Genomic DNA, 21,189 nt, shown 5'->3' with positions numbered 1-21,189 from the left:
TCCTCTTCAGGTTACTGCTTTTCAATCGGCGCAAAAGCGGCAAGCAGACGCTTCACGCCGACTGGGCTCGGGAATGCGATATCAAGCTCGGTGCTTTCGCCTTCTCCTTTTACGCTGACAACCGTTCCGGTGCCCCATTTTTTATGGCCCGCTTTATCGCCGACCGCCCAGCTGAGCGAGTCGCCGCCTGTTTTGTTCGCATAGGAAACGGGACGGGATACGGGCCCGCGTTTTGGCTGCACTTTTCTTCCCGGCTGCATGCGAGGTGTTTTCTTCTCATTTAGGTTCTCCAATAAATCGCCAGGTATTTCCCTGATAAAGCGGGATTCCGGATTCATATTGGTGCGGCCGAATAAGGTGCGCATTTTGGCATTCGTTAAATACAATTCTTCTTCCGCCCTCGTAATGCCTACATATGCGAGCCTGCGTTCTTCTTCCATCTCGGCTTCTTCCATCAGGGAGCGGCTGTGCGGGAACACGCCTTCTTCCATGCCCATTAAGAACACGACAGGAAATTCAAGCCCCTTAGCGGCGTGCAGTGTCATTAAAGTGACGGCATCCTTTCCGCCTGATTCCTCTTCCTTCTGGTCGAGCTGGTCAATATCCGCAATCAGCGCCAAATCAGTCAGAAACGCGACGAGAGACTTGTCTTCGCTTTTTTGTTCGAAGTTTTTCGTCACGGAAAGAAACTCGTCGATATTTTCAAGACGGCTTTGGGCTTCGATTGATTTTTCGGCCTTCAGCATTTCTCTGTATTCCGTTTTCTCGAGAATTTCTTCCGTGAGTTCCGTAATGGACAGGTAATCCTGCATGTTCGTCAGATTTTCAATCATCGCGCCAAAGCCGTCAAGCGCGTTTGCCGCTTTCGCGCTGACGCCGATGAAATCAACCTGTTTGATCGCCTGGAACATTGACATTCCGTTCATCGCCGCATATGAAGCGATTTTTTCTAGCGAAGTGGCGCCGACGCCCCGCTTCGGCACATTGACGATCCGCGTAAAACTGATGTCGTCGTCCGGGTTTGACACAAGGCGCAGGTATGCGAGAATGTCTTTAATTTCTTTCCTGTCGTAGAACTTGGTTCCGCCGACGATATTGTAGTTCAGTCCGGATTTTAAAAGGGTTTCCTCAATGACGCGCGACTGGGCGTTTGTCCGGTATAAAATCGCGATATCGGAAAGCTTCCGCCGGCCCGAGCTGTGCAGCTCGTAAATTTTGCCCGCGACGAATTGGCCTTCGCCGAATTCATTGTCGCCGCTGTAATAAGAAAGCTTGATGCCTTCGTCATTTTCCGTCCACAGGTTTTTCGGCTTGCGGTTTGAGTTGTTTTTGATCACTTCGTTAGCCGCCTGCAGAATCCGCTTTGTTGAGCGGTAGTTTTGCTCGAGCAGAATCACGTTTGCGCTCGGATAATCTTTTTCAAAGGAAAGGATATTCGCGATATCCGCCCCGCGCCATCTGTAAATGGACTGGTCGGAGTCACCGACGACGCAGATATTTTCAAGACGGGCCGCAAGCTGCTTCACAAGCAGGTATTGCGCCCTGTTCGTATCCTGATACTCGTCTACGTGAATGTACTGGAATTTGCGCTGATAAAACTCAAGCACTTCCGGCACACGCTCGAAAAGCTTAATCGTCGTCATGATTAAATCATCAAAATCAAGCGATTGGTTTTTCAGCAGTTTTTTCTGATAATCGGTATACACGTCACTCGTGACCTGATCGTAGTAGCCGCCGGCCGTTTTTGCGAATTCCTCAGGTTCGATCAGCTCGTTTTTTGCGCTGCTGATGGAGCCTAAAATACTTCTCGGATCAAACTTTTTCGGATCGATATTCCGCTCTTTCAGAATCCCTTTAATAACGGAAAGCTGATCAGCCGTATCAAGAATGGAGAAATTTCGGTTGATGCCGATTCTGTCAATATCCCTGCGCAGAATCCGCACACACATGCTGTGGAAGGTGGAAATCCAGATTTCATCCGCGCCGGGTCCGAGAATGCTCTCCACCCGCTCCTTCATTTCTCTGGCGGCTTTATTTGTAAATGTAATCGCCAGAATGTTCCATGGCGCCACGTGTTTTTCCGCCATTAAGTATGCGATTCTGTGCGTCAGCACACGTGTTTTTCCGCTTCCCGCGCCCGCCATCAGAAGCAGGGGACCGTCCGTCGTCTTGACCGCTTCCTGCTGAACGGGATTTAATCCGCTTAATAATTGATTGCTAATGTAATTCATATCCGTTCACCGCCTATCAAACATATGTTCTATCATAAATCAATTTCGTCCGCTTGGCTACTTTGTCTTTACAGCCGCCACCGTTTTAAGCGCCTGATCAAAATCTTCATATACGGCATTTCCGACAACGATGACGTCGGCATGACGGCCGAACCGTTCCGCCGTTTCTGCGTCTTTAATGCCGCCTCCGTAAAACAGGACGGACTTGTCCAGCACAGCCTTCGTTTTCTCCACCATTTCTATGTCCGCCAGCATCCCGCTGTATTCCAGATAAAAAATCGGGAGATGAAGCAAATGTTCCGCGACCCGCGCATAGGCGAGAATATCTTCTGTTTCTATATGTGTATCCGCCTCCGTCAAAGCGGCCGCCTTACAATCAGGGTTGACGATGCAGTAGCCCTCCGTCACGATTTCCTCCATTGACATGAGCTCTCCGTATTCTTTCATCGCCTGATGATGCATGCCGACAATCCAGTCCGCCTTTTTGCTGTTGAGCACACTCGGAATGAAATAAAGATCAAACCCGGGCACAATGGAATCAATCGTCGACACCTCAAGTACGCACGGCACTAAAAACCGCCGCACCTTTGACATCAGTCTCAGCACATTGTCCTCGGTGATATTGTCGCTTCCTCCGATCACAATGGCGTCAGTCCCTGATTCACAAAGCCGTTCCAGCTGTTCATCCGGTAAATCTTTATTCGGATCGAGTTTAAAAACATGCTTCCACTCGTTAACATCGTACATGCGTTTTCGTTCCTCCATTCGTTTCTTGCCATTTAAACATTATAACAAATTCGTTTGGCCCGGAAAAACGGAAAAAGACGTCATTCACCTGATTCACAAAAAAAGATTGCGCTCCGCCGGACGGGAAACGGCTATGTTTGAAAACAGACAATATGTGGAATGTCAAAGAGAAAAAAGACAAGGAGTCTGATCTCAATGGAACAAGCCATTATCGTACTGATTTGTATATTGATTTTTATTATTTTAGTTCCCGCCGCACTGTTTCTCTGGATATACATAAGAGACGAAAAGCAGGAAGAACATTCAGTGCTGCGCAATTATCCCGTAGCGGGAAAACTGCGCTATATATTTGAAAAAATCGGACCTGAGCTGCGGCAGTATTTATTCAGCAATGATAACGAAGAACAGCCGTTTTCCCGGAGAGAATATGAACAGACGGTCATGTCCGGAAAGTATAAAAGCAGAATGATGGGCTTCGGCTCAGAACGGGATTTCAATCAGCCGGGCTATTATATCCGTAACGCCCTCTTCCCGAAACAAAGGGAGGAGCTGCGCGCAGATCAGACGCCGAAGATCGACACGATGGTATATAAAATTGACAAAGACAACCTGCTGAAACGCAGCGAACACCGCGAAAAAGCAAAAGCGGACCCTTATTACCTGCATCCGGACGATGTGCAAGTGATCGGCCGCGACACATGCAAAAAGCCGTTTTATGTGAAAGGGTTAATCGGACAATCAGCGATGAGCTACGGCTCACTTGGCGACAGGGCAATCACCGCCCTGTCAAAAGGGCTGCACCAGGCCGGCGGCACATGGATGAATACAGGCGAAGGCGGCCTGTCTGAGTATCACCTGAAAGGCGGCGCGGATATTATCTGCCAAATCGGCCCCGGCCTGTTCGGCGTCCGCACCGAAGATGGAGAATTTTCGTGGGAAGAATTTAAGAAAAAAAGCCGCCTCGAGCAGATTAAAGCCTTTGAATTAAAGCTTGCGCAAGGGGCGAAAGCAAGAGGCGGGCATATTGACGGTTCAAAGGTGACCGAAGAAATTGCCGCCATCAGAAATGTGCAGCCCGGACAATCCATTGACAGCCCAAACCGCTTCAACGAGTTCTCAAATGTTCCGGACATGCTTGATTTCATTGAGAAATTAAGGACTGTCGGCGAAAAACCGGTCGGTATCAAAATTGTCCCGGGCAGCCGCAAAGACCTTGAAGACCTTATTTCCTGTATGAGTTCATCAGGCAAACTTCCCGACTTTATTACGATTGACGGCAGTGAAGGGGGAACGGGAGCTTCTTTCCATGAGCTGGCGGATTCCGTCGGCCTGCCGATTCTGACCGGCCTTCCCCTTGTTGACGGCCTTTTGAAGACATACGGGATAAGAGATAAGCTGAAAATTTTCGCATCCGGAAAGCTGCTCACTCCGGATAAGATTGCCGTTGCCCTCGCGTTAGGCGCGGATTTTGTCAATATTGCCCGGGGAATGATGTTTTCAGTCGGCTGTATCCGCGCTCAAGTATGCCACACCAATCATTGTCCTGTCGGAGTGGCGACAACCGACCCAAAACTTCAGCGCGCGCTCAGTATCGAGGATAAACAGCACCGCGTCTGCAACTACGTGCTCTCATTGCGTGAAGGGCTGTTTCACCTTGCCGCTGCGGCGGGCATCAGCTCGCCGATTCATTTTTCAGCTGAACACATCGTATACCGGGAGGAAGACGGAAGCCTGAGGGAACTTCCCGGCCTTTTGAATCAGCACGCATAAAAAAAACCGCCTGCCGTCATCGGCAGAGCGGTTTTTTACGTAGCTGAGGAGGATTCTCCTTTGTTTACGCGGTCAAGCGCCATTTCATAGGCGTCGTTACCATAATTTAAGCAGCGCTTCACCCGGGAAATCGTCGCTGTGGAAGCACCCGTTTCGCTTTCTATTTTGTGATACGTATTTCCTTCGCGGAGCATTCTTGCCACTTCCAAACGCTGCGCCAGCGATTGGATTTCATTAATCGTACAAAGATCGTCAAAGAAACGATAGCATTCCTCCAGATCTTTCAGCGATAAAATAGATAAAAATAACTGGTCCAGTTCTTTTCCGCGTAATTTATCGATTTGCATCGTCAAACACCTTCTCCTTTACTAATGGAAGCTGCATCGAGATCAGGCACGATATTAATCCATGTCTTTCCTGGCACAAACGGAAGAATCTCACCGCCTTTTACGGGCAGAATACGGCCGTCTTTATATTCCCAGTCTGACTCTATAACATCGCCGTGCTGAAGCAGGAGGCCCTTCCCCCCTGACTGAATATCGATGGCCCGCCTTCCATCTTTGTCTGTCATGCGATGGCCGGCTTCAACAATAAAAATGTTGTGCATGGCTAAAGGCTTTCCGGTCTCCCGGTCTGTCGCTTTCACACCATCAGAGCTTCTTGTATAAGCATCAGCTTTTTTATCATAATCGTATTCGACAAGATTTGTAATGTTTTGTGTTCCATAATCTATCCGAATATTGTAGGTTTCATTTCCTGGTTTTGCATCTGATGTCTGAAATGGGAGCGGTTCTGTTTTTCCGTTCAGCTTGTATCCTTTTTGTTCCGCCGCCTTCCTGATATTGTCATACGACGTGTAGGAATTGTGGGGCGGCTTGCTGAAATCGGCTCTCCAAAACAGGCTTCCGTCAAAATCCAAACCGTTTATATAATCGTAAGCTCCGGACTCCAGCTGCTTTTTTGCGCCGGGACTCCAGCCATGATGGACAAATATGCTGTTAAACCCGCTGCTGAGCGTGACAAAATATTCCCTCGCGCTCCGCACAGGCCCGACCGTTTCCGGCATCTCACTTTGAAAAATCGCGAGAAACCGCGTAATCCGGCCCTCCGCGAGCGCTTCGATGACAACATCCGCCTTTGACAGCCCGGATTGGGGCCTCGCCTTCGGATGATTGTTCACTGCGACTGCAATCGGACGGCGTTCTGCAAGCTTCTGCTCAGTTTTCAGCCCCGTTAAAGGAGCTTCCGCTTCTTTCGGCTGCACCTGATCGGCATTATTCTGCCGGCAGGCGGCAAGCAGCAAAAACGCAAAACAAAGCATACAAACGGTTTTCCATCTTTTCATATGTCGGCTCCCTGCTTTTATATTTTAACGCATTATCGATGGAAAGAGTACAGTTTTTTTCATCACGTCAAATATTCCTCTCGGCGTAATGCGGATATAAGGCAGGTGTGTGCTCTGCAAAAAGAGCAGCGTATAGATCGGATCGCAGAATCGGTAGCCCCGCTCCTCCAGCAACATCCTCAGTTTTTGCTCTTTCTCAAGCACTTCTTCATACTTCTCCGCGGATGCAGAACCGTTTAAGGCGAGGGGAATCTCATGAAGAATCTTCCCGTTTTCGGCAAGCACGATTCCGCCGCCGATTTCTTTCATCCGTGAGAAAGCGAGCAGGATATCTTCTTTATTTTTTCCGGCAGCGATAATATCTCCGGTTGTCGTGTAGGAACTGACAAAGCCCTGCACCCGATCGGCAAAACCTTTCAGCATTGTATTGACCCGCCATTTTCCATGCTTATCGAGAAGCGTGAGATAGCATTCATCATGATCAAAAGAAAGCTGGTCAACAGAATTATCAATCGCAATCATATACGGCTCCATAATGACCGCGTTGCGCATGGTCACACCCATCGGCATTGAAAACTGTAAATCATCCATCGTCATATCATATGAAAGCTCAAGAGGGACAAGACCGCCCTTTTTCCAATCCGTTTCTGTAAACGCATTCATATTTCGGCCGTCTTCCCTCAGCAGGATGCCTTTGGAGATCACCGTGACCGGGTCCGGATTCATCGGGTCATCGAGAATGTTCAATGAAGCAAGCCGTCCCGGACCGACCACACCGAGAAAGTCGTCCATCTGATAATACTTCGCGATATTAAAGGAGGCCATATTGTAGGCATCGATCGCCGGAACTCCTTCCTCCAAAGCGATTTTGATTAATTCATTCGTCATGCCGCCTTTATAAAAATGCGGCGTCGCTCCATCCGTCGTGTAGAAGAAATGATCATAATGCCGGAAGCCTTTTTGATGAAGATCCTGCAAAATCGTTCTCAAATCAGGGCGGATGGATGAATGTCTGAGCGAAACATAGTAGCCCAATTCAAGCCGTCTCATCACCTCGCCGCCATTCATCGCCTCGTGGTCGGAATCAGCTCCGAACAGTTTCATCTTCGTCAGTGTTTTTTCAGAGGCTCCGGGAAAATGCCCTTCTATCCGCTTGCGCAGTTTTTTTGTCGCCTGCATGCAATGAAGCATCAGGTCATCGCCGTCCATGAGGCGCGGCCATCCGGTCAATTCTCCGCCTTGAATGACATCCGGGTGCTCAATCCATTGCTTTCGGACATCAAAAGAAAGAAGCTGATCCTCATTCAGCACTTCAGTCTGCAGATCATATCTGGACCACCAGAAGTATTGCACCGGCTGTTTTTTCAGTTCCTCCAATATAGTAAGCGCTTTCTTTTTACCGCTATGCAAAAGAAAAAACAAGTTATCATTAACAAACGTCGTTGTTCCGAATTGAGACACATATTCGGCGAGCGTTTGGGGATTATATATTTGAAAAGGATGTGTATGCGGTTCAATGTAACCTGGCACAATGTATTTTCCTTCACAATTTATGGTATGAATGTGCTCTGCTGCATCAGGAAGCTCATCACCAACATATACAATTCGGTCTCCGTAAATCCAGACATTCTTTTTCAGCCATTGTTTTAAAAAAGGATTTAATACGAGAGCATCCCGTAAAAGTAGCGTTGGAAGCAGCTTTGAGTCTACAACATCCGCCTGTGATCTGATGTCTTTATTTTTCCAGTTAAAGGTACGTTCGGACATTCACATACTCTCCTTCGCTTATATTAGACCCATCGTATCACATCCGCACAATTATCGCACGGCTAAAACGTTACAAATTATTGAAGATGAATGAAAAACTTTTTCTAAGGGAGCTGAAATGATGAAACCGAATATCAGTTTATTAAATGCCGTTATGCGCATCACTTGCGGCCTCACCATTTTGTCTGCTGCTTCAGCGAAATACACGAGAAAACCTTGGTGCAAGATGCATCTCTTCTGTATGATGATGGGCGCGATGAAAGCGGCATCCGGCATCCTCCGCTTCTGTCCGGTGACATATATGTTCCAAACCGGAATGAATCAGGATGACAGCCATCAGCAAGAAAAATAACAAGCCGTTTCGGCTTGTTATTTAATTTCTCCTGTTCCGCGAGTCTGAGAAGAATCCGTCTATACGCCGGAGGACTTCATCGATGACTGCGTGTCACACGGCAAGCCGACAGTCTTAGTCGTCTTTTCAGAAGAAACCCCGCATCTTATATGACGCGGGGTTTTCCTCTTTATCGCTGCGATGCTTTCAGCGCACGGGCGCCGATGTCGCTTCTGTAAAACAGTCCGGGTTTTGTCAGCCCTGAAACGGCGCTGTACACTTTATCTCTCGCCGCTTCAAATGTCTCAGCAAATGCCGTGACATTGGCGACCCGGCCGCCGTTTGTAACAAATTGTCCGCCGTCTTTTTTCGTTCCGGCATGAAAAACGGCGATCCCGTCTTCAGCGGACGTCAAACTGCCGATCGGAGTGCCTTTCGCATAGCCTTCCGGATAGCCTTCAGAAGCCAGCACAACGCTGACGGCGGCCGTATCCTTCCACCTTAGGTCAACATCCTTCTCATGCAGAAGATCAAAGAGCACCTGAATGAGGTCAGATTCCATTCTCGGCACGACAACCTGTGTTTCCGGATCTCCGAAGCGCGCGTTGAATTCAATGACTTTTGATCCGTTTTCCGTCAGAATCAGCCCCGCGTACAGCACGCCCGTGAAGGAGCGCCCCTCTTTGACCATTGCTTTTGCCGCCGGCTTCACAATCGTTTCGACTGCGCTTCTGACGATATCATCGGAAATGTGCGGCACTGGTGAGTAGGCTCCCATTCCGCCCGTATTCGGCCCATTGTCTCCATCGAAGGCGCGTTTATGATCTTGAGCGATTACCATCGGATAGACGGTCTCCCCTTTTACAAACGCCATTAAAGAAAATTCTTCGCCGGCGAGGAACTCTTCAATGACAACGGATGCGCTCGCCTCCCCGAATTTCTCATCCTCAAGAAAATCGTGCAGGCATTCAATCGCTTCTTCTTCCGTCATCGCGACCGTGACACCTTTTCCGGCGGCAAGCCCGTCCGCTTTAATGACAATCGGCGCGCCTTTTTGCTGCACATATGCTTTCGCCTCTTCAAATGAAGTAAACGTCTCATACTCCGCCGTCGGAATGCCGTATTTTTTCATTAAATCCTTGGCAAACTGTTTGCTCCCTTCAATGATTGCCGCTTTTTCAGACGGTCCGAAAACAAGCAGTCCGGCTTTTTCAAACTCGTCGGCTATCCCTTCAATCAGAGGAACTTCGGGGCCGATAATCGTCAGCCCGACACGATGTTCTTTCGCAAACGCAATGAGTGCGGCATGATCGCTTTCTTCAATGTTGACCAGCGTCGCGCAGTCTGCCATACCGTCATTTCCGGGCGCGGTGTACACCGTGTCAACAAGCGGGCTTTGCGCCGCTTTCCAAGCCAATGTATGCTCTCTGCCGCCTTTTCCGATAATCAATACATTCACGCTTCGTTCCCCCTCTTAATGTTTGAAATGTCTGATGCCGGTGAATACCATGGCGATGCCGTATTCATCCGCTTTTTTAATCGAATCTTCATCGCGGACCGATCCGCCGGGCTGGATAATCGCCGTGACACCGGCTTTTGCGGCTTCTTCGACTGTATCCGGCATCGGGAAAAACGCGTCTGATCCGAGCGCGCTGCCTTTTGCTTTTTCTCCGGCCTGCTCAATGGCGATTTTAGCTGAACCGACGCGATTCATCTGCCCCGCTCCCACACCGACCGTCATATGGTCTTTTGCAAGAACGATCGCGTTGGATTTCACATGTTTGACGACTTTCCAGGCCAACTTCAAATCTTCCCATTCCTGATCGCTCGGCTCTCTTTTTGTCGGGATGCTGATGTCGGCATCATCAAATCCATGGACGTCTAAATCTTGAATCAAAAGGCCGCCCTGTACGGATGTCAGCTGTTTTTCTTTCTTCCCTGATGCGGACACGTCAAGCGTGAGCAGACGAAGGTTTTTCTTCGCCGTCAGTACGTTCAGCGCTTCTTCACTGAAAGAAGGGGCGATAATGATTTCTAAAAAGATGCCGTGAAGGGCTTCAGCCGTTGCCTGATCAACTTCACGGTTCAGCGCGATGATGCCGCCGAAAATGGAGGTTTTATCAGCTTCATACGCTTTATTGAATGCTTCCTCAATTGAAGCTCCCGTACCGACTCCGCACGGGTTCATATGTTTAACGGCAACAGCTGCGGGTTCTGTAAATTCCCGGACGATTTGAACGGCCGCATCTGCGTCCTTAATATTGTTGTAAGAAAGCTCTTTGCCGTGAAGCTGTTTTGCCGCCGCGATGGAACCGGAGACGGGAAGTGCGCTTTGATAGAAAACAGCCTCTTGGTGAGGGTTTTCACCATAGCGGAGCGATTGTTTTTTCTCAAATGTAACGGTGAATTGCTCAGGGTCTTTCTCACCGGCCTCGCGTGTTAAGTAATCAGCGATTAATGCGTCGTATGCCGCGGTATGGCGGAATACTTTGGCCGCAAGCTCGCGTTTTCTTTTAAGCGAAACGCCGCCGTGTTCTTTAATCTCATTGAGCACGGAGCTGTAATCGGCCGGATCTGTGATGACCGTCACATCCTGATGGTTTTTCGATGCGGCGCGCAGCATGCCGGGACCGCCGATATCAATGTTTTCTATCGCTTCATCGTATGTTACGTCTTCTTTCGAAATCGTTTCTTTAAACGGGTAAAGGTTGACGACCACAAGGTCAATGGGGGCAATGCCATGCTCATTGATCTGCGCCATATGCTCTTCATTATCTCTTACGGCAAGCAGTCCGCCGTGAATATTAGGATGGAGCGTTTTTAACCGTCCGTCCATAATTTCAGGAAATCCGGTCACTTCTGAAATGCCGATGACATCCACACCGTTTTCCTGAAGAAGTTTTTTTGTTCCTCCGGTCGAAATGACTTCGACGCCGAGCTCTGTCAGTTCCTTTACGAAAGGTACGAGATTTGTTTTATCAGAAACACTGATTAGTGCGCGTTTGATTGTCATGCCTTTTCACCTCTGTTATTTAGTCCCAGCAGCTGTTTCACAACGCTCGGATACCATTTGTGCTCAAGCTCGTGTATTGTATGCTCTATGTTTTCAAGCGTATCGTTTTCCTGTATTTCGAATGCTTTTTGCGCGATAATCGGTCCGGTGTCCATGCCTTCGTCGACGTAATGAACGGTAATGCCCGCCACTTTCACACCGGCCCGATACGCCTGTCCGACAGCGTCAATCCCGGGGAATGCCGGAAGAAGCGAGGGATGTATATTAATAATGCGGCCCCCGTATGCTTCAAGCAGCGTATCTCCAATCAGTCTCATATAGCCGGCGAGAACGATTAATTCCGCCCCGTGCAGGCGCAGCTGTTCAATAACGGCCCGTTCAAAGGCCGCTTTGTTTTCAAAAGATGACGGTTCAAAGGCGAATGACGGAATGTGTAAAGCCTCCGCCCTTTCCACCGCCTTTGCCTGAGGCTTATCCGTCACGAGAAGCGAGAGCTCCGCATCCCACTTCTCTTCTCTCATGCGTTTGGCAATGGCCTCGAAGTTCGATCCGTTTCCTGAAGCAAATACCGCAAACTTTTTCATGAAAGAGCCGCACCGCCGAAAGAAATGCCTTCGCCCCGCTTGACCCGGCCGATCAGATAAGCCTTCTCGCCCTGAGCTTCAAGCGTGTCGATAACGCCTGTCAAGTCCTCTTCTTTAACGGCAAGGACAAAACCGATGCCCATATTAAAGACATTGAACATTTCTTCTTCTTTCAGCTTGCCGTGCTCCTGCAGAAACGGAAAAATCGGCGGGATCGGCCATGATCCGTGATCAATTTCCGCGCTCAATCCGTCCGGCAGCATCCGCGGGATGTTCTCGATGAATCCTCCGCCTGTCACATGCGCCATGCCGTCTACCTTACCGCTTTTCACCGCCTTGAGCACCGGCTTCACATATATTCTCGTCGGTTCCAGCAATTCTTCTCCGAGAGGACGCGCAAACGGTTCATAGACAGTATCCAAATCAAGTCCGCCGTCATCAAGAAGCACTTTTCTCACTAGGGAAAACCCGTTGCTGTGAAGGCCGCTTGAAGTAAGTCCGATTAAGAGATGCCCCTCTTCGATATGTTCACCGGTGACGATTTCGTCTTTTTCCGCGACGCCGACTGAAAAGCCCGCAATATCGTATTCATCAGCCGTATACAGCCCCGGCATTTCCGCCGTCTCACCGCCGATAAGCGCTGATCCTGACTGCTCGCATCCGTCCGCCACGCCCTGAACGATCTGCTCAATTTTTACCGGATCGGCCTTGCCGACCGCTAAATAATCTAGGAAAAACAGCGGCTCCGCTCCTTGGGCAAGCACATCATTTACACACATCGCGACCGCATCGACGCCGATCGTGTCATGCTTATCCATTGAAAATGCGAGTTTCAGCTTGGTGCCGACACCGTCTGTTCCGGAAATTAAAACAGGCTTTTGATACGGAAGCTCTGACAGATCAAACATTCCGCCAAAACCGCCCAGGCTTCCCATAACGCCGAGCCTTTGCGTGCGCTCCACGTGTTTTTTCATTCGTTTGACGGCCTCGTATCCGGCTTCGATGTCAACTCCGGCATTTTTATAAGCATCAGACATCCCTATCACTCCTTGTCAATTCGTTTCTCCTTAAAAGCAGAAAGAGAAAGGCAGCCTGAATTCCCGCTGCCTTTATGTCATTTTCAGATTTTATTTTGTCAGCACCGCTTCTTTTACGTGAGGAAGCACTGTATCCTGATAAATTTCCGTCGGATATTTGCCCGTAAAACAAGCGAGGCATTGTCCGCAATTGGTGTCTTCAAATGTTCGGCCGACTCCTTTTAACAATCCGTCTACACTTAAGAAAGAAAGCGTGTCAGCACCGATGATCTGGCGGATTTCTTCCACGGAATGAGAAGAAGCGATCAGCTCCTCATGGGTTGATGTGTCGATGCCGTAGAAGCACGGATGAGCGATCGGCGGTGAACTAATTTTCACATGCACCTCTGTCGCACCCGCTTCTCTGAGCATCGTGACAATCCGGCGGCTTGTCGTCCCGCGCACGATGGAATCATCAACCATGACGACCCGTTTTCCTTCAACAACACCGCGGACGGCGGACAGCTTCATTCTGACGCCTTGCTCACGGAGAGCCTGTGACGGCTGGATAAACGTTCTGCCGACATAACGGTTTTTAATGAGACCGAGTTCGTACGGGATGCCCGTTGCCTCGGCATAGCCGATGGCCGCAGAAATACTGGAATCAGGCACGCCTGTGACGACATCCGCTTCAACCGCGGACTCCTGGGCAAGCATTTTCCCGAGGTTTTTCCGGGCGCTGTGCACGTTAATGCCGTCGATATTGCTGTCAGGTCTTGAGAAATAAATGTACTCCATGCTGCAGATGGAACGGTTGATATTCATGGAAAAACGCTCTGATTTCATGCCTTCATCATTGATGATCAGCATTTCGCCCGGCTCTACCTCGCGAAGGTATGTCGCACCGACCACATCGAATGCGCACGTTTCTGAAGCGACGACGTAAGCATCACCCATCATGCCGATTGACAGCGGTCTGAGTCCGTTCGGGTCAAGCGCTACGATCATTTCTGTTTCAGTCATGATTAAAAAGGCATAAGCGCCTTTCAGCATAGATAGTGAATTTTTGATTTGATCCTTCAGCGAAAAGTGTCCGCTGCGTTTAATCAGATGAGCCAGCACTTCCGTATCGGAGGAAGTCTGAAAGATGCTCCCTTGGTTTTCAAGCTGCTGCTTCAACTGTGTGGCGTTGACCAAGTTGCCGTTATGGGCGAGCGCGAGGCTGCCGTTGTTTTGTGAACGGAACAGGAGCGGCTGAACATTTTCATATCCGCCTCCGCCTGCCGTCGCATAACGGACGTGCCCGATCGCGCCTTTTCCCTTCACTTTGCTCAGTTCGCCGTTTTGAAAAACCTCGGTAATAAGCCCCTGTCCTTTATGCGCCGTCAGTTTTTCACCGTCAGTCGCCACGATGCCGGCGCCTTCCTGTCCTCTGTGCTGGAGGCTGTGCAGGCCGTAATATGTGATCTGCGGAGCTTCTTCATGTCCCCAGATGCCAAACACACCGCATTCTTCATTCAGGCCTTTGATTTCAGCAAGCATGGAATAGCTCCTTTCCACGCGCGCTCTAGTTCTTTCGTTTGCGCGTGAACCAATTGTTGTCCGTCCTGGTTTTGAATCGCCAGAAGTCCGTCAGCCGTTACCTCGCCGATATGAACCGCATCGGCCACAGCCGCTTCAAACGCCGCTTGGTGTTCTTTTTTCACCGAAACGACGAAGCGGGATTGAGATTCAGAGAATAATAATGCCGCTTCCCCTTCTACAGTCACGTTGGCGCCAAGGTTTTCCGTCGTCATGACGCTTTCTGCAATCGCTACGCCTAAGCCGCCTTCTGATACGTCATGCGCTGATTGAACGAAGCCTTTTTTAATCGCGTCAAGCAATGCTTTTTGGCGTGACAGCTCTATATCAAGATCGATTTGCGGCGCTTTGCCGTAAATGCGGCCTTCTGTCATTTTTTGCAGTTCGCTTCCGGCAAACTCAGGTTTTGTTTCGCCGATCACGTATACAAGATCCCCCGCTTGTTTGAAATGCTGTGTCGTAATATGAGCGGTATCTTCAATTAAGCCGACCATGCCGATAACAGGCGTCGGGTAGATCGCCGTTCCGTTCGATTCATTATAAAGTGATACGTTTCCGCCGATGACGGGTGTGCTGAGAACATTGCACGCCTCGCTGATGCCGTCGGCCGCTTTTTCGATCTGCCAGAAAATTTCAGGTTTTTCCGGGTTTCCGAAATTCAGATTATCCGTGACCGCAAGCGGTTCGGCGCCGGAGCATACGATGTTGCGCGCCGCTTCGGCAACGGCGATTTTTCCGCCTTCTTCTGGATCAAGATATAAATAACGGGCGTTACAATCCGTCGTCATCGCCAGCGCTTTTTTCGTGCCGCGGATTCTGAGCACTCCCGCGTCAGAGCCCGGAGCGACCACCGTATTTGTGCGCACCATGTAGTCATATTGATCGTACACCCACTCTTTGCTGGCGATTGTCGGCTGCTGCAGCAGGGCAAAAAGCGTCTCTGTCGCATCTTTTACTTCAGGCGCGGGAGCTTCCGTTTCCTGAAACTCGCGGTAGTACGCGGGTTCTGCTGACGGCTTGTGGTATACAGGTGCTTCTTCCGCCAGCGCGTCGACCGGAAGCTCGCAAACAACCTCTCCGTTATGGCGGAGGCGGAGCATTTTATCATCCGTAACATGACCTACGGAAACCGCTTCAAGATCATATTTATCAAAAATATCGACAATTTCCTGTTCACGTCCGCGTTCAATGACGAGAAGCATGCGTTCCTGAGACTCGGAAAGCATCATTTCGTAAGCGGTCATACCTGTTTCCCGCTGCGGAATGAGATCAAGGTTCATTTCAATGCCTGAGCCGGCTTTGCTTGCCATTTCAGCACTCGAACTTGTCAGACCTGCCGCCCCCATATCCTGAATGCCGACTAAGGCGTCGCATTGGATGACTTCAAGGCATGCTTCCAGGAGAAGTTTTTCCATGAAAGGATCGCCGACCTGCACCGCGGAACGTTTTTCTTCAGATGAATCTGACATTTCTTCTGATGCGAAAGTAGCGCCGTGTATGCCGTCGCGGCCCGTTTTAGCGCCGACGTACATGACCGTGTTGCCGACACCTTTCGCCTGGCCTTTTTTAATATCTTTATGATCAATTAAGCCGACGCACATTGCATTGACAAGCGGATTGCCCTCATAGCTTGCGTCAAACTGCACTTCTCCGCCGACCGTCGGAATGCCGATACAGTTTCCGTATCCCGCGATTCCCGCCACTACTTCTTCAAACAAGTACTTCACACGAGGTGAAGTGAGCTCACCAAATCGAAGAGAGTTTAATACAGCTATCGGACGGGCGCCCATTGAGAAAACGTCACGGATGATGCCGCCCACTCCCGTCGCAGCACCTTGGTATGGCTCAATCGCTGACGGATGGTTATGAGATTCAATTTTGAACACGACCGCCTGATTGTCACCGATGTCAACGATTCCCGCGCCTTCTCCGGGACCCTGCAGCACGCGTTCGCCGCTAGTCGGGAATTTGCGTAAAACCGGTTTTGAGTTTTTATAGCTGCAGTGCTCTGACCACATGACGGAAAAAATCCCGATTTCCGTGTAGTTCGGCAATCTTCCGATAATAGATTCAATGAGTGCGAACTCGTCATCACTGACACCCATTTGCTGATAGAGTTTCTCTTCTTTTATTTGTTCTTTACTTGGTTCAAGCAGTAGCGACATGAGTTTCCCTCCAATTTTTCACGATAGACCGGAACAATGTAAGACCGTCTGCGCTGCCGAGCAGTTCATCGACTGCGCGCTCAGGGTGAGGCATCATGCCTAATACGTTGCCTTTCTCATTCACGACGCCGGCAATGCCGCTGACGCTTCCGTTAATATCGCCGCCGTATGTGAAGGCGATTTGATTGTTTTCTTTTAATCTTTCAAGCGTTTCGTCATCACAGTAGAAATTGCCTTCGCCGTGGGCAACCGGAATCGTAATCGATTGTCCTTTTTCATAGGAAGATGTGAATAACGTGCCGCCGTTCTGCACGATTAATTCAACCGGGCGGCAGATGAACTTTAAATCTTTGTTGCGTCTCATCGCGCCGGGCAGAAGTCCGAGCTCCTGCAGAATCTGGAATCCGTTGCAGACGCCGAGAACCGGTTTTCCTTCGGCAGCCGCTTTTTTCACAGCCGGCATGATATTTGCGAATCTGGCGATGGCGCCGCATCTCAAGTAGTCGCCGTATGAAAACCCGCCGGGGATGAGCACGCCGTCAAATCCGTCAAGGCTTGTTTCCTCGTGCCAGACATACTCGACTTCTTCGCCGAGTTCGTCTTTTACGGCGTGGAACATATCAATATCACAGTTGGAGCCGGGTAACACAATCACCGCAAATTTCACTGTGCGACAACCTCCTCAACTTCATATCGGTAGTCTTCAATGACTGTATTGGCAAGGAGCTTTTCACACATTTCTTTCACGAGCGCGTCAAGATCGCGGTCAGATTTTTCAATCGTCAGCTCCATGTATTTTCCGATGCGCACATCCTGCACTTCATTGTAGGTCATGCTGTGCAATGCATGCTGCACCGCGCTTCCTTGAGGATCGAGCACACTTTCTTTTAAGCTGACATAAACTTTCACTTTATACATTATGAAATGCCTCCCAGTCTTTTGAAAATCTCTTCATATGCGTCGGTTAAGCTTCCCAGGTTCCGTCTGAACAAATCTTTATCGAGCTTTTCGTTTGTGTCTTTGTCCCACAGACGGCACGTGTCAGGAGAAATTTCATCCGCTAAAAGCACCCGTCCCTCTGCGTCTAAGCCGAATTCCAGCTTAAAATCTATTAATCTGACGCCGCAGTCTTCAAAAATATGCTGCAGCTCTTGATTCACCTGTTTTGTAATCGATTTGATCGTTTCCACCTGCTCAGGAGCCGCCGCTTTTAAAAGCCAGATATGATCTTCTGTGATGAGCGGATCGCCGAGTGCGTCATCTTTATAGTAAAATTCGATAATCGGCTGTGGAAGCTTAGTTCCTTCCGGGATGCCGAGACGTTTCGACATGCTTCCGGCGGCAATGTTTCTGACCACGACTTCAAGCGGAATGATGCTCACTTTTTTGATAAGCTGCTCTGATTCTGAAACACGCTCCACAAAGTGGTTGTCAATTCCTTTGGCGTGCAGATGTTTGAAAATCAGGCTTGAAATTTCATTGTTCAGACGGCCCTTTCCGCTGATCTCCGCTTTTTTCTCACCGTTAAAGGCTGTTGCGGAATCCTTGTAGACCACGCGGAGAATCTGTTCGTCTTCAGTTTGATAAATTCGTTTCGCTTTTCCTTCATAAAGAAGATTATTGTTCACAATATTCACGGAAGGCCTCCTAACCCGAATGTTGGGAATATTCAATCTATGGCGGCTGAAGAAGCCGCCTCCGGCTGGCTTCTTCTATAAACCTAAACGCTCAAAGATCAAGTCGACGTTTTTCAAATGATAATTGTAGTCAAAGCAATCGGCAATCTGTTCCGGTGTGAGACGGGACGTGATTTTTTCCTCCGCTTCGACAAGCTGGCGGAACGGCACTTGTTTTTCCCATGCTTCCATCGCTTTCGGCTGAACCGTGTCATATGCTTCTTCACGAGGCAGACCCGTGTCGATTAAAGCAAGCAGCACGCGTTGAGAATAGATCAAACCGAGTGTGCGGTCCATGTTGCGTTTCATATTTTCCGGGAATACCGTTAAGTTTTTGACGATATTGCTGAATCGGTTCAGCATGTAATTTAGCGCGATTGTCGCGTCAGGAAGAATGATGCGCTCAGCTGATGAATGAGAAATATCACGCTCATGCCATAACGGTACATTTTCGTATGCCGTCAGCATATACCCGCGGATCACGCGCGCCATGCCCGTCATATTTTCCGACCCGATCGGATTCCGCTTATGAGGCATAGCCGATGAGCCTTTTTGTCCTTTAGCAAAAAACTCTTCCACTTCACGTGTTTCACTCTTTTGCAGACCGCGGATTTCCACTGCGAATTTTTCAATGCTCGTCGCGATCAAAGCCAGTGCCGCCATGTAATCCGCATGACGGTCGCGCTGTAATGTCTGAGTGGAAATCGGCGCCGCTTTCAGGCCGAGTTTTTCACAGACATACTGTTCTACGAACGGATCAATATTCGCATATGTGCCGACCGCGCCGGAAAGCTTCCCGACTTCGATCCCTTCTTTTGCCTGCTTGAAACGTTCAAGGTTGCGTTTCATTTCTTCATGCCAAAGCGCGAGTTTCAGGCCGAATGTCGTCGGTTCCGCGTGTACGCCGTGCGTGCGGCCCATCATGACCGTGTATTTATGTTCTTTCGCTTTTTCTTTTATAATGTCAACAAATCTCTCAATGTCCTTGAGCAAGATCTCATTCGCCTGTTTTAATAGATAGGAAAGAGCGGTATCCACGACATCTGTTGACGTCAGGCCGTAGTGAACCCATTTTCTTTCTTCGCCTAATGATTCTGAAACCGCGCGGGTGAATGCAACGACGTCATGGCGCGTATCCTGCTCGATTTCCAAAATGCGGTTGATGTCGAAAGACGCGTTTTCACGCATGACTTTGACGTCTTCTTTCGGAATGACGCCAAGCTCAGCCCAGGCTTCACAGGCTAAAATCTCGACTTCCAGCCATGCCTGGTATCTGTTTTCGTCCGTCCAGATCGCGGACATTTCAGGTCTTGAATAACGTTCGATCATTATGCTCGTCCTCCGTCTCTTTTCATCCATATGTTCGTGATGTCCTGAATCCATGTTTCATCAGGCTTCCGCAAAAATGTCATATGCCCCATTTTGCGGCCTTTTTTAATCTCATGTTTTCCGTACAGGTACAGTTTGGCTTCCTTTAAAAGCTCCGTATGCTCCTCCGCAAGCTTCACTTCATCACCGAGCAGATTCACCATCATTCCCGGTTTGAGAAGATCGGTTCTGCCGAGAGGAAGTCCGCAGACCGCTCTGATGTGCTGTTCGAATTGGCTCGTTTCACAAAGGTCGAGCGTATAATGCCCGGAGTTGTGAGGACGCGGCGCCAGTTCATTAATCAAAAGGTCTCCGTCTTCCGTGACGAACATTTCCACCGCAAGCGGCCCGACAAGCTCCAATTTCTCCGCGAGCTGAACGGCAAGCGCCTCTGCCCGCTTCTGAACCGTTTCCTCCGCTCTCGCGGGCACGATGCTTTGGAACAGAATATTATTTTTGTGGATATTTTCAGCAGCCGGAAAGGTTGAAATCTCACCGTGCACCGATCTCGTCACGATAACGGAAAGCTCCATCCGGAACGATACCCAGCTTTCAAGTATGCACGTGCCGTTTTCTAACAGCGCAGCCGCTTCATCTGTCTGTCCTTCTTCCTTAATGACAAATTGGCCTTTGCCGTCATATCCGCCGCGGCATGTTTTCAGCACCGCCGGGAGCCCCAGTGCCTGAACGGCTTCCTCAAGCTCCCGTCCGCTGTTTACGATCCGATACGGCGCGACTTGACAGCCTGCTGATTGGATCGCCTTTTTTTCCGTTTCCCTGTTTTGGGTGATGAGCAGCAGCTCGCTTCCCTGGGGAAGATATGCATGTTCTTTGAGCCAGTTGAGCGCCTCGTAATCGATATTTTCAAATTCGTAGGTAATGATGTCACTGACTCCGGCCAATTTTTGAATCGCTTCACGGTCATTGTACTGGGCGGTAATCTCAATATCGGCGATCTGTCCGCATGGCGAGTCTTTCACGGGATCGACGACAGCGACTTTATAGCCCATCTGTTTTGCGGCGACAGCCATCATTTTTCCGAGCTGTCCGCCTCCGATAATGCCGATGACGGCGCCGGGAAAAATCGTTTTTTTATTAGACAAGCTGATCACTGCTTTCCAGCACCGTTTGTTTTGTCGCATTTCTTCTCGCCTCTAGTTTATCCGCAATGTCATCGTCAAATGCCGACAAAATTTGCGCGGCTAACAGACCCGCGTTCACTGCGCCCGCTTTCCCGATCGCCGTCGTCGCGACCGGCACGCCGCCGGGCATCTGTACGATAGACAGAAGAGAATCAAGCCCGTTAAGCGATTTCGTCTGAACCGGTACGCCGATCACCGGCAGCGTCGTTTTGGCCGCCGTCATTCCCGGCAGATGCGCCGCTCCTCCGGCTCCGGCAATAATGACTTTTAAACCCCTGTCTCTTGCGCTTTCTGCATATTCAAACATCAAATCAGGCGTCCGGTGCGCGGATACCACCTGTTTTTCATAAGGAATGTGAAGTTCGTCAAGTATGTCGCATGCATGTTTCATTGTCTCCCAATCGGAGGTGCTTCCCATGATGATTCCTGCTAGCGGCTGCATTCTGTTCCCAC

Annotated in this window: 19 protein-coding genes; 2 read left to right on the top strand and 17 right to left on the bottom strand. The window is 49.6% G+C overall.

What is annotated here, in order from left to right; all coding sequences use genetic code 11:
- Window positions 1-11: 11 nt before the first annotated feature.
- Both pcrA and ACKTRM_RS03535 read right to left on the bottom strand, forming a co-directional pair.
- Window positions 12-2,231 (bottom strand): DNA helicase PcrA, encoded by a 2,220-nt coding sequence (pcrA, locus tag ACKTRM_RS03540; protein ID WP_007408910.1) that lies wholly within the window; start codon window positions 2,229-2,231, stop codon window positions 12-14.
- A gap of 57 nt (window positions 2,232-2,288) precedes the next feature.
- A complete protein-coding gene (locus ACKTRM_RS03535) occupies window positions 2,289-2,978 on the bottom strand; it encodes a heptaprenylglyceryl phosphate synthase (protein ID WP_012117005.1) in 690 nt (229 codons plus the stop codon).
- A 195-nt stretch (window positions 2,979-3,173) separates the two neighbouring features.
- Here ACKTRM_RS03535 and ACKTRM_RS03530 point away from each other — a divergent pair, with 195 nt between their 5' ends.
- Complete coding sequence (locus tag ACKTRM_RS03530; RefSeq protein WP_012117004.1) at window positions 3,174-4,748, top strand: FMN-binding glutamate synthase family protein; 1,575 nt, start codon at window positions 3,174-3,176, stop codon at window positions 4,746-4,748.
- 35 nt (window positions 4,749-4,783) lie between these two features.
- Here ACKTRM_RS03530 and ACKTRM_RS03525 read toward each other — a convergent pair whose 3' ends face one another.
- The 3 genes from ACKTRM_RS03525 to ACKTRM_RS03515 are packed head-to-tail and all read right to left on the bottom strand — an operon-like array spanning window position 4,784 to window position 7,860.
- Entirely contained in the window at window positions 4,784-5,095 is a 312-nt protein-coding gene (locus ACKTRM_RS03525; protein ID WP_003155745.1) for a YerC/YecD family TrpR-related protein, read from the bottom strand.
- Between the two features lie 2 nt (window positions 5,096-5,097).
- On the bottom strand, window positions 5,098-6,093 hold the full coding sequence (locus tag ACKTRM_RS03520; RefSeq protein ID WP_012117003.1) for a DUF3048 domain-containing protein: 996 nt from the start codon (window positions 6,091-6,093) through the stop codon (window positions 5,098-5,100).
- A gap of 24 nt (window positions 6,094-6,117) precedes the next feature.
- Window positions 6,118-7,860 (bottom strand): adenine deaminase, encoded by a 1,743-nt coding sequence (locus ACKTRM_RS03515; protein ID WP_012117002.1) that lies wholly within the window; start codon window positions 7,858-7,860, stop codon window positions 6,118-6,120.
- Between the two features lie 121 nt (window positions 7,861-7,981).
- Here ACKTRM_RS03515 and ACKTRM_RS03510 point away from each other — a divergent pair, with 121 nt between their 5' ends.
- Window positions 7,982-8,212 carry a YgaP family membrane protein gene (locus ACKTRM_RS03510; RefSeq protein WP_017419030.1) on the top strand — a complete coding sequence of 77 codons (231 nt, stop codon included), beginning with the start codon at window positions 7,982-7,984 and terminating at the stop codon, window positions 8,210-8,212.
- Window positions 8,213-8,381: 169 nt separating this feature from the next.
- Here ACKTRM_RS03510 and purD read toward each other — a convergent pair whose 3' ends face one another.
- From purD to purE, 12 genes are all read right to left on the bottom strand, one after another.
- Window positions 8,382-9,650, bottom strand: a complete 1,269-nt coding sequence (purD, locus tag ACKTRM_RS03505) for a phosphoribosylamine--glycine ligase (RefSeq protein ID WP_012117001.1) — start codon at window positions 9,648-9,650, stop codon at window positions 8,382-8,384.
- 15 nt (window positions 9,651-9,665) lie between these two features.
- Complete coding sequence (gene purH / locus ACKTRM_RS03500; RefSeq protein WP_012117000.1) at window positions 9,666-11,204, bottom strand: bifunctional phosphoribosylaminoimidazolecarboxamide formyltransferase/IMP cyclohydrolase; 1,539 nt, start codon at window positions 11,202-11,204, stop codon at window positions 9,666-9,668.
- Entirely contained in the window at window positions 11,201-11,788 is a 588-nt protein-coding gene (purN, locus tag ACKTRM_RS03495) for a phosphoribosylglycinamide formyltransferase (protein WP_012116999.1), read from the bottom strand. Before purN ends, purH begins: the two co-directional genes overlap by 4 nt.
- Window positions 11,785-12,825, bottom strand: coding sequence for a phosphoribosylformylglycinamidine cyclo-ligase (gene purM, locus ACKTRM_RS03490; protein WP_012116998.1), 1,041 nt, complete (start codon window positions 12,823-12,825; stop codon window positions 11,785-11,787). The genes purN and purM overlap by 4 nt, the downstream gene beginning before the upstream one ends.
- 90 nt (window positions 12,826-12,915) lie before the next feature.
- Window positions 12,916-14,346 (bottom strand): amidophosphoribosyltransferase, encoded by a 1,431-nt coding sequence (gene purF, locus ACKTRM_RS03485; protein WP_007408900.1) that lies wholly within the window; start codon window positions 14,344-14,346, stop codon window positions 12,916-12,918.
- Window positions 14,322-16,550: a phosphoribosylformylglycinamidine synthase subunit PurL gene (purL, locus tag ACKTRM_RS03480; protein ID WP_012116997.1), complete on the bottom strand. Its 2,229-nt coding sequence runs from the start codon at window positions 16,548-16,550 to the stop codon at window positions 14,322-14,324. The genes purF and purL overlap by 25 nt, the downstream gene beginning before the upstream one ends.
- Window positions 16,534-17,217, bottom strand: a complete 684-nt coding sequence (gene purQ / locus ACKTRM_RS03475; protein WP_007408898.1) for a phosphoribosylformylglycinamidine synthase subunit PurQ — start codon at window positions 17,215-17,217, stop codon at window positions 16,534-16,536. The genes purL and purQ overlap by 17 nt, the downstream gene beginning before the upstream one ends.
- Window positions 17,214-17,468, bottom strand: coding sequence for a phosphoribosylformylglycinamidine synthase subunit PurS (gene purS / locus ACKTRM_RS03470; protein WP_003155758.1), 255 nt, complete (start codon window positions 17,466-17,468; stop codon window positions 17,214-17,216). The genes purQ and purS overlap by 4 nt, the downstream gene beginning before the upstream one ends.
- Window positions 17,468-18,187 (bottom strand): phosphoribosylaminoimidazolesuccinocarboxamide synthase, encoded by a 720-nt coding sequence (purC, locus tag ACKTRM_RS03465; protein WP_012116996.1) that lies wholly within the window; start codon window positions 18,185-18,187, stop codon window positions 17,468-17,470. Before purC ends, purS begins: the two co-directional genes overlap by 1 nt.
- Before the next feature lie 75 nt (window positions 18,188-18,262).
- A complete protein-coding gene (gene purB, locus ACKTRM_RS03460; protein WP_007408896.1) occupies window positions 18,263-19,555 on the bottom strand; it encodes an adenylosuccinate lyase in 1,293 nt (430 codons plus the stop codon).
- A complete protein-coding gene (gene purK, locus ACKTRM_RS03455) occupies window positions 19,555-20,736 on the bottom strand; it encodes a 5-(carboxyamino)imidazole ribonucleotide synthase (RefSeq protein ID WP_012116995.1) in 1,182 nt (393 codons plus the stop codon). Before purK ends, purB begins: the two co-directional genes overlap by 1 nt.
- Window positions 20,690-21,178, bottom strand: a complete 489-nt coding sequence (gene purE / locus ACKTRM_RS03450) for a 5-(carboxyamino)imidazole ribonucleotide mutase (RefSeq protein WP_007609846.1) — start codon at window positions 21,176-21,178, stop codon at window positions 20,690-20,692. The genes purK and purE overlap by 47 nt, the downstream gene beginning before the upstream one ends.
- Window positions 21,179-21,189: the final 11 nt, after the last annotated feature.

Source organism: Bacillus sp. D7-8 (assembly GCF_052055895.1).
Classification (GTDB): Bacteria; Bacillota; Bacilli; order Bacillales; family Bacillaceae; genus Bacillus; species Bacillus velezensis.
The sequence above is the reverse complement of the archived record's forward strand: the minus strand, read 5'-3'. Positions and strand labels throughout refer to the sequence as shown.

Coding starts and splice junctions, on each gene's coding strand:
- ACKTRM_RS03525 (WP_003155745.1), bottom strand. CDS start 5,095: ATGCAAATCGATAAATTACGCGGAAAAGAACTGGACCAGTTATTTTTA.
- purL (WP_012116997.1), bottom strand. CDS start 16,550: ATGTCGCTACTGCTTGAACCAAGTAAAGAACAAATAAAAGAAGAGAAA.
- purF (WP_007408900.1), bottom strand. CDS start 14,346: ATGCTTGCTGAAATCAAAGGCCTGAATGAAGAATGCGGTGTGTTTGGC.
- purH (WP_012117000.1), bottom strand. CDS start 11,204: ATGACAATCAAACGCGCACTAATCAGTGTTTCTGATAAAACAAATCTC.
- purE (WP_007609846.1), bottom strand. CDS start 21,178: ATGCAGCCGCTAGCAGGAATCATCATGGGAAGCACCTCCGATTGGGAG.
- purN (WP_012116999.1), bottom strand. CDS start 11,788: ATGAAAAAGTTTGCGGTATTTGCTTCAGGAAACGGATCGAACTTCGAG.
- purS (WP_003155758.1), bottom strand. CDS start 17,468: ATGTATAAAGTGAAAGTTTATGTCAGCTTAAAAGAAAGTGTGCTCGAT.
- pcrA (WP_007408910.1), bottom strand. CDS start 2,231: ATGAATTACATTAGCAATCAATTATTAAGCGGATTAAATCCCGTTCAG.
- ACKTRM_RS03535 (WP_012117005.1), bottom strand. CDS start 2,978: ATGTACGATGTTAACGAGTGGAAGCATGTTTTTAAACTCGATCCGAAT.
- purM (WP_012116998.1), bottom strand. CDS start 12,825: ATGTCTGATGCTTATAAAAATGCCGGAGTTGACATCGAAGCCGGATAC.
- ACKTRM_RS03515 (WP_012117002.1), bottom strand. CDS start 7,860: ATGTCCGAACGTACCTTTAACTGGAAAAATAAAGACATCAGATCACAG.
- ACKTRM_RS03510 (WP_017419030.1), top strand. CDS start 7,982: ATGAAACCGAATATCAGTTTATTAAATGCCGTTATGCGCATCACTTGC.
- purK (WP_012116995.1), bottom strand. CDS start 20,736: ATGCGACAAAACAAACGGTGCTGGAAAGCAGTGATCAGCTTGTCTAAT.
- purB (WP_007408896.1), bottom strand. CDS start 19,555: ATGATCGAACGTTATTCAAGACCTGAAATGTCCGCGATCTGGACGGAC.
- ACKTRM_RS03530 (WP_012117004.1), top strand. CDS start 3,174: ATGGAACAAGCCATTATCGTACTGATTTGTATATTGATTTTTATTATT.
- ACKTRM_RS03520 (WP_012117003.1), bottom strand. CDS start 6,093: ATGAAAAGATGGAAAACCGTTTGTATGCTTTGTTTTGCGTTTTTGCTG.